General features: G+C 60.6%; 3 protein-coding genes, 3 tRNA genes and 2 rRNA genes. 5 read left to right on the top strand and 3 right to left on the bottom strand.

Annotation, left to right across the window (positions count from 1 at the left end; genetic code table 11):
* The first annotated feature begins 85 nt into the window (after positions 1–85).
* From E8L99_RS02560 to E8L99_RS02540, 5 genes are all read left to right on the top strand, one after another.
* Positions 86–162, top strand: a tRNA-Ile gene (locus E8L99_RS02560).
* Between the two features lie 97 nt (positions 163–259).
* Positions 260–335 (top strand) — tRNA-Ala (locus tag E8L99_RS02555).
* A 304-nt stretch (positions 336–639) separates the two neighbouring features.
* Positions 640–3,445: ribosomal RNA gene (locus tag E8L99_RS02550) — 23S ribosomal RNA — on the top strand.
* Between the two features lie 87 nt (positions 3,446–3,532).
* Positions 3,533–3,647, top strand: a 5S ribosomal RNA gene (gene rrf / locus E8L99_RS02545).
* Positions 3,648–3,762: 115 nt separating this feature from the next.
* Positions 3,763–3,839: transfer RNA gene (locus tag E8L99_RS02540), tRNA-Met, on the top strand.
* A 150-nt stretch (positions 3,840–3,989) separates the two neighbouring features.
* Here the strand turns inward: E8L99_RS02540 and upp are convergent.
* Genes upp through E8L99_RS02525 form a run of 3 tightly spaced genes read right to left on the bottom strand, consistent with a single transcriptional unit; the run spans position 3,990 to position 7,173 of the window.
* Positions 3,990–4,619, bottom strand: a complete 630-nt coding sequence (gene upp / locus E8L99_RS02535) for a uracil phosphoribosyltransferase (protein ID WP_137098074.1) — start codon at positions 4,617–4,619, stop codon at positions 3,990–3,992.
* A gap of 47 nt (positions 4,620–4,666) precedes the next feature.
* Positions 4,667–5,905, bottom strand: a complete 1,239-nt coding sequence (locus E8L99_RS02530) for a URC4/urg3 family protein (RefSeq protein ID WP_137098073.1) — start codon at positions 5,903–5,905, stop codon at positions 4,667–4,669.
* A gap of 14 nt (positions 5,906–5,919) precedes the next feature.
* The gene (locus E8L99_RS02525; protein WP_137098072.1) at positions 5,920–7,173 is read right to left on the bottom strand and encodes a GTP cyclohydrolase II; all 1,254 of its coding nucleotides are present in this window, start codon (positions 7,171–7,173) and stop codon (positions 5,920–5,922) included.
* Positions 7,174–7,377 lie beyond the last annotated feature (204 nt).

Below are 7,377 nucleotides of genomic sequence, written 5' to 3'. Positions count from 1 at the left end.
CGTTTCTCTTTCCTTGCGGATATGATCGCTTGGCCGGTCCCTTAGGGGTTGGCTTTGAGCGGTTTTGAAGGGATGTTCGAGCTTCGGGCTTGTAGCTCAGTTGGTTAGAGCGCGCGCTTGATAAGCGTGAGGTCGGAAGTTCAAGTCTTCCCAGGCCCACCATGCCTCGGCAAACCCAGAAGGTTTGCCGACCGGCGCGTCAGGCGATACGGCTTCGTATCGCCGAGAGCGCCCCATGCAGTGCGATCTCGTCTTCCTCGGGGCCTTAGCTCAGCTGGGAGAGCGCGTGCTTTGCAAGCATGAGGTCGTCGGTTCGATCCCGACAGGCTCCACCAGGAGGCTTTTGAGCGCCCTGTTTCATCCGCAAGTGAAAAATGGTTTTGCCAGCCGACCCATCGGGGTCAGCAGGTCAGAAGTTGTCCGACATCGTGAAGAGGTGATTTGACCGGTCGTGTCCGGGGTTCCTGTTACAGGGGATCTTTGGGCCAAGCCGTCTCCAGTGTGACTGTGCCTGACCGCCAGTCCTGGTCAAATCATGAAGCAAGCTGGTCAAATTCCGTTCGATGCCCGTGATATCCGATACTCGTACTCAGGAGTTCGGAACCCTTCTGCCGAGGGGTGGGCATCGATCATGAGAGCGATCAAGTGTCGTAAGGGCGTTCGGTGGATGCCTTGGCACTGAGAGGCGATGAAAGACGTGGTACGCTGCGATAAGCCATGGGGAGCCGCGAACAGGCTTTGATCCGTGGATTTCTGAATGGGGAAACCCACCTCCGATGATTGGAACTCCGAGCCCGTGCTTGAGCAATCAAGTGCGGTCTTTGGCTTCCAATTGTCAGTAGCGAGGTATAAAGCCCTGAATAAAATAGGGGTTTTAAGCAAACCCGGGGAACTGAAACATCTAAGTACCCGGAGGAAAGGACATCAACAGAGACTCCGTTAGTAGTGGCGAGCGAACGCGGACCAGGCCAGTGGCATACGAAAGATAAGCCGAACCGGTTGGAAAGCCGGGCCTTAGTGGGTGATAGCCCCGTAGGCGTAAACTATCGTATGTCCTCGAGTAGGGCGGGGCACGTGAAACCCTGCCTGAACATGGGGGGACCACCCTCCAAGCCTAAGTACTCCTCAGTGACCGATAGCGAACAAGTACCGTGAGGGAAAGGTGAAAAGCACCCCGACGAGGGGAGTGAAATAGTTCCTGAAACCGGACGCTTACAAACAGGTGAGGCCCGCAAGGGTGACACCGTACCTTTTGTATTATGGGCCAGCGACTTAGCGTGACGAGCAAGCTTAAGCCGATAGGCGAAGGCGCAGCGAAAGCGAGTCTGAATAGGGCGTTCAGTTCGTCGCGTTAGACCCGAAACCTAGTGATCTAGCCATGTGCAGGCTGAAGGTGAGGTAACACTCACTGGAGGGCCGAACCGGTGTCTGTTGAAAAAGACTCGGATGACGTGTGGCTAGGGGTGAAAGGCCAATCAAACTAGGAGATAGCTGGTTCTCCGCGAAAACTATTTAGGTAGTGCCTCGAGTGAATACCCTGGGGGGTAGAGCACTGGATGGGCTAGGGGGTCCTACAGACCTACCAAACCTAACCAAACTCCGAATACCCAGGAGTAATACTCGGGAGACAGACGGCGGGTGCTAACGTCCGTCGTCGAGAGGGAAACAACCCGGACCTACAGCTAAGGCCCCTAATTCGTGGCTAAGTGGGAAAGGATGTGGGAATCCCAAAACAACCAGGAGGTTGGCTTAGAAGCAGCCATCCTTTAAAGAAAGCGTAACAGCTCACTGGTCTAAATAAGGGTTCCTGCGCCGAAGATGTAACGGGGCTCAAGCCACGAGCCGAAGCTTAGGATGCGTCGCAAGACGCGTGGTAGCGGAGCGTTCCGTAAGCCTGTGAAGGGCGACCCGTGAGGGCGCCTGGAGGTATCGGAAGTGAGAATGCTGGCATAAGTAACGACAAACAGTGTGAGAGACACTGTCGCCGTAAGTCCAAGGGTTCCTGCGTAAAGTTAATCTGCGCAGGGTTAGCCGGTCCCTAAGGCGAGGCCGAGAGGCGTAGTCGATGGGAACCACGTTAATATTCGTGGGCCAGTGGGTAGTGACGGATGTTTACCGTCGTTCGGGATTATTGGATTTCTCGGGCGGCCGCGATGTCCCAGGAAATAGCTCCCACATTAGACCGTACCCGAAACCGACACAGGTGGACTGGTAGAGTATACCAAGGCGCTTGAGAGAACTATGCTGAAGGAACTCGGCAAATTACCTCCGTAACTTCGGGATAAGGAGGCCCATGTGCTGCGCAAGCAGTATGTGGGGGCACAGACCAGGGGGTGGCGACTGTTTACCTAAAACACAGGGCTCTGCGAAGTCTAAAGACGACGTATAGGGTCTGACGCCTGCCCGGTGCCGGAAGGTTAAGAGGAGGGGTGCAAGCTCTGAATCGAAGCCCCGGTAAACGGCGGCCGTAACTATAACGGTCCTAAGGTAGCGAAATTCCTTGTCGGGTAAGTTCCGACCTGCACGAATGGCGTAACGACTTCCCCGCTGTCTCCAGCATAGACTCAGTGAAATTGAATTCCCCGTGAAGATGCGGGGTTCCCGCGGTCAGACGGAAAGACCCCATGAACCTTTACTGTAGCTTTGCACTGGTATTCGTGTTGGCATGTGTAGGATAGGTGGTAGGCTTTGAAGCTTGGGCGCCAGCCTGAGTGGAGCCATCCTTGAAATACCACCCTTGTAGACATGGATATCTAACCGCGGCCCTTCAACGGGGTCCGGGACAGTGCATGGTGGGCAGTTTGACTGGGGCGGTCGCCTCCCAAAGAGTAACGGAGGCGCGCGAAGGTAGGCTCAGACCGGTCGGAAATCGGTCGTTGAGTGCAATGGCATAAGCCTGCCTGACTGCAAGACTGACAAGTCGAGCAGAGACGAAAGTCGGTCATAGTGATCCGGTGGTTCCACGTGGACGGGCCATCGCTCAACGGATAAAAGGTACTCTGGGGATAACAGGCTGATGACGGCCAAGAGTCCATATCGACGCCGTCGTTTGGCACCTCGATGTCGGCTCATCACATCCTGGGGCTGGAGAAGGTCCCAAGGGTTCGGCTGTTCGCCGATTAAAGTGGTACGTGAGCTGGGTTCAGAACGTCGTGAGACAGTTCGGTCCCTATCTGCCGTGGGTGTTGAAGACTTGAGAGGATCTGTCCCTAGTACGAGAGGACCGGGATGGACACACCTCTGGTGGAGCTGTTGTCGCGCCAGCGGCAGTGCAGCGTAGCTATGTGTGGAATAGATAACCGCTGAATGCATCTAAGCGGGAAACTAACCTCAAAACGAGGTCTTCCTTGAGAACCGTGGTAGACCACCACGTTGATAGGCCGGGTGTGGAAGCGCAGCAATGTGTGTAGCTTACCGGTACTAATCGTTCGATAGGCTTGAACGCTCTCATGACCAATGCCCTCCCTATTGGAGGATTGGTCGAACGGAATTTACGTCAAAAAACCAGCTTGCTTCTCTTGTCCTTCGCCGGCCTGGTGGTTGTTGCGAGGAGCCTGAACCCGATCCCATCCCGAACTCGGCCGTTAAACTCCTCAGCGCCAATGGTACTTCGTCTCAAGACGCGGGAGAGTAGGTCGCTGCCAGGCCTGCAAAGGACAAGACTCACACACCATCACGTTCGTTCAGACAACAGACCGCGCCCCCAAGGCGCGGTCTTCGCGTTTGAGGGACCGGCCCACGCGCCCGTCCCTCCCATGGTGGCGCGGGGTGGAGCAGCCCGGTAGCTCGTCAGGCTCATAACCTGAAGGTCGTCAGTTCAAATCTGGCCCCCGCAACCAATCCAGAAAGCCCGTCAGCCCCAAAGCTGGCGGGCTTTTGGCGTTTGGGGGGGCTGGTGACATCAATCAGGTGAACGGTCGCTGGTGGTTTGCGCGGCCGGCAGCGGCAAAGCGCCAGGCTTGGCCTGACGCGCATTCGCCCAAGCCATCTTATTTCGTGCCGAACATCCGGTCGCCGGCGTCACCCAGGCCCGGCACGATATAGCCGTGATCATTGAGATGGCTGTCGATAGAGGCGGTCCAGATTGGCACGTCCGGATAATGGTCGTGGAACTTGGCGATGCCCTCGGGCGCCGCCAGCAAGCAGACGAAGCGGAGGTTGTTGACGCCGCGTTCCTTCAGGCGCTCGACGGCAGCGATCGCCGAATTGGCGGTGGCAAGCATCGGATCCATGACGATGACCAGACGGTCGGCGACATCCTCAGGCGCCTTGAAATAATATTCGACCGCGGTGAGGGTGGCGGGATCGCGGTAGAGGCCGATATGGGCGACGCGGGCGGAGGGCACGAGCTCCAGCATGCCATCGACGAAGCCGAGCCCGGCGCGCAGGATGGGTGCGAAGACCAGTTTCTTGCCGCCGATCTGAGGCGCCATCATCTTCTGAAGCGGCGTCTCGATCTCGACCATTTCCAGGGGCAAGTCGCGCGTCACCTCGTAGCAGAGCAGCATGCCGATCTCGTGCAGCAGCTGCCGGAAGCCCTTGGTCGAGCGGGTCTTGTCGCGCATCAGCGACAGCTTGTGCTGGACCAGCGGGTGGTCGACCACGGTCACGTTCTTCATGCTGCCCCTCCGGTGCTTTGCCGGCTTTGTGGAATCACTATCGCGTCTCAGAACACGGTACCGTCGCTGACGACCCGGATCGGTGGCCCGCCATCGGCTCTGGCTTCGCGTGCAAGCCTGCGCCCCGCCGACCATGTCCCGCCTTCCAGCACGCGGGCAAGGGGGAAGGCTTCGGCCGAGAGCCCCAGCCGGTCGCGCACCAGCGGCGCAATGGCGTCGAGCAGGGCAACCGTCAGGCCGCGCCACTCGACGACCAGAAGGGATTCGACACTGTTGGCGGCAGCTGCCGAGGCCGGATCGCGCAGAGCCAGCACGCCCATGTCCACGAAGAGCCCGCCATTGCGATATTCCGGCAGGCCGGTGAGGCCATCGACATGGGTGACGGTGATACCCGCCTGTTCCAGCGGCTCGATCAGCGAATAGGACAGCCATTGCGAGAGCTTGTGGAACGGGATCAGCCCGTCCGAGGCATCGCCCGCGCGGATCAGCGGATAATGCCAGCAATCACCGAGCGGCACGCCGCCCAGCACCACCCGGCTTGGCCAGATGGGTCCAAGATGGGCGAGGACAGCGGCCAGGATCTTCGTTGCCGGCAACGCGCCCGATTCCACCTGTGCCACGAGGTGGTCGAACAGGCCGCCGGGCCGTGGCGTATCGGCAGAGGCGAAGACAGCGGGATTGGCGGCGACGACGGAACCGAGCCGGCTCAGCAGCGACGCGCGGCCTTCAAGGCCCACGAGGGGATTGGCATCGCTCACCTGAAAACCGGTGGCGATGTCGGCGGCAGTCAGGCTCGAGAGCCGGGCTGCGTCTGCACGCAGGCTCAGGCCGTCGTCGGCGAAGGCACCCGCTTGCGCCATGCGCAGCGAGGCGATGGCGAGACCTTCGGATTTCGAGAATTCCAGCCCTGTCCCAGCATCGCGATAGCGCCAGCCCATGCCGGCACCAGCATCGAGCAGCACCGAGACGATCGCGAGGTCGAAGGCGGCGCGGCCGCGGGCTGCGGGATCGGCGATGCCGGCCAGCACCTCCTGGCCGAGATCCCGGCCGCCGGCGACGAAATGGCGCCAGCGGGCATGGAAGGGGATGTTCAGGTCGGGATAATTGGCGCGGATCACCTCGACCACCAGGTCGGCCGTCGCGGGCAGGCGATCCATGTCGACCGTGAAGGCAGAGAGTTTGTCGTCGAGGCCGAGCGTCAGCATCTTCTGCGCGCGCTCCCGCACGGCGGAAGCGGTCATGAGGGAGCGGGCGGCGCGTGGCGCGTCCAGTTGGGCGAAGGCCATGATGTCTTTTTCGCTCAGAAGTCTTCGATCTTGCGGCCGACCACCCTGGTGAGGTCGTCCTTCGAGGGCGGAAGCTCGGGCGTGAAATAACCGGCGGCCTTCTTGGCCTCCATCTCCACCGAGGCATCCTGCGGGATGAGGTCGGCGGGGATCGGCACGCGCTCGACAATGTCGATGCCGGCCTCCACCAGCGCGTCATGCTTCATGTTCGACATGGACATGAAACGGTCGATGCGGCGAATGCCCAGCCAGTGGATGACGTCGGGCATGAGCTGCTGGAAGCGGGCATCCTGCACGCCGGCCACACATTCGGTGCGCTCGAAATAGGTGGCTGCCTGGTCGCCGCCTTCCTGGCGCTTGCGGGCATTGTAGACGAGGAACTTTGTGACCTCGCCCAAGGCCCGGCCTTCCTTGCGGTTATAGGCGACGAAACCGACGCCGCCCTTCTGTGCATCGCGGGCGGCTTCCTCGATGCCGTGGACGAGATAGGGCCGGCAGGTGCAGATGTCGGAGCCGAACACATCGGAGCCGTTGCATTCGTCGTGCAGGCGGCCGGAGATGAAGGTCCTGGGATCGCCGAGCTTCGAGACATCGCCGAACAGATAGACCGTGGTGTTGCCGATCGGCGGCAGGAAGACCGAGATGTCGGGCCTGGTCACCAGTTCCGGATACATGCCGCCGGTCTGTTCGAAGAGCGTGCGGCGCAGGTTCGTCTCGGTCGTCTTGAAGCGCTCGGCAATGCCCGGCAGGTACCAGACGGGATCGATGGCAATCTTGGTGCAAGCGATGTCGCCGCTCTCGCGGACGATCTGACCGTCGGGCTTCAGCCGCTTGCCGATATCGTGCTGCAGCTCGGGAAGGGTCAGACGCGCCTTGGTGATGGCGATGGACGGGCGGATATCGACGCCCTCGGCAATGTCCTTGCCGAATTTCTCGCCGACCAGGTGGCCCCAGGGGTCGATGGAGACGATGCGGCCGGGCTCCGACCATTGCGGGAAGGGGCCGATCTCGACCACCGGATGGGTATTGGTGAGGTCCGGCCGCTGGATCGGGTTGAGCGCGCCGGCGGAGACCGCGAGCGCGCGATAGAGCGCGTAGGAGCCGCCATGGGTGCCGATGGCGTTGCGGTCGGCGCCGGCATTGACTGTGGCGACCACCGGTCCGCGCTGTTCCGCCGTGCCCGCGCCCCAGTGAATGGCGAAGCGCGAGGCCTGCCCGGCTCCTGGATGCGAGGTGATCCGGATATGGCCTGACTTGTTGACGCTCATCCTGTCCTCGATTGCCCTCACGGCCTTGGAACGGACACGGCCCCCCGGTGTGGCGGAGGGCCGTCGATAAGCACTTGATGATGGCAAAGGTTCAGGGGCTCGGCAAGCGGTGTTTTTACGTGCGGGTGGGGTGGATCGTGGGAAGGCGCATGTCAAAGACGCCGGGGAGCGCCCCCGGCGTCTTGGCTGTTCCGGACAAGAAGC

The sequence above is a fragment of the Phreatobacter aquaticus genome (genome assembly GCF_005160265.1).
Taxonomy (GTDB): domain Bacteria; phylum Pseudomonadota; class Alphaproteobacteria; order Rhizobiales; family Phreatobacteraceae; genus Phreatobacter; species Phreatobacter aquaticus.
The sequence above is the reverse complement of the archived record's forward strand: the minus strand, read 5'-3'. Positions and strand labels throughout refer to the sequence as shown.

Excerpts from the sequence above, each read along its gene's own strand:
- E8L99_RS02525 (WP_137098072.1), bottom strand. The coding sequence starts at position 7,173 with ATGAGCGTCAACAAGTCAGGCCATATCCGGATCACCTCGCATCCAGGA.
- upp (WP_137098074.1), bottom strand. The coding sequence starts at position 4,619 with ATGAAGAACGTGACCGTGGTCGACCACCCGCTGGTCCAGCACAAGCTG.
- E8L99_RS02530 (WP_137098073.1), bottom strand. The coding sequence starts at position 5,905 with ATGGCCTTCGCCCAACTGGACGCGCCACGCGCCGCCCGCTCCCTCATG.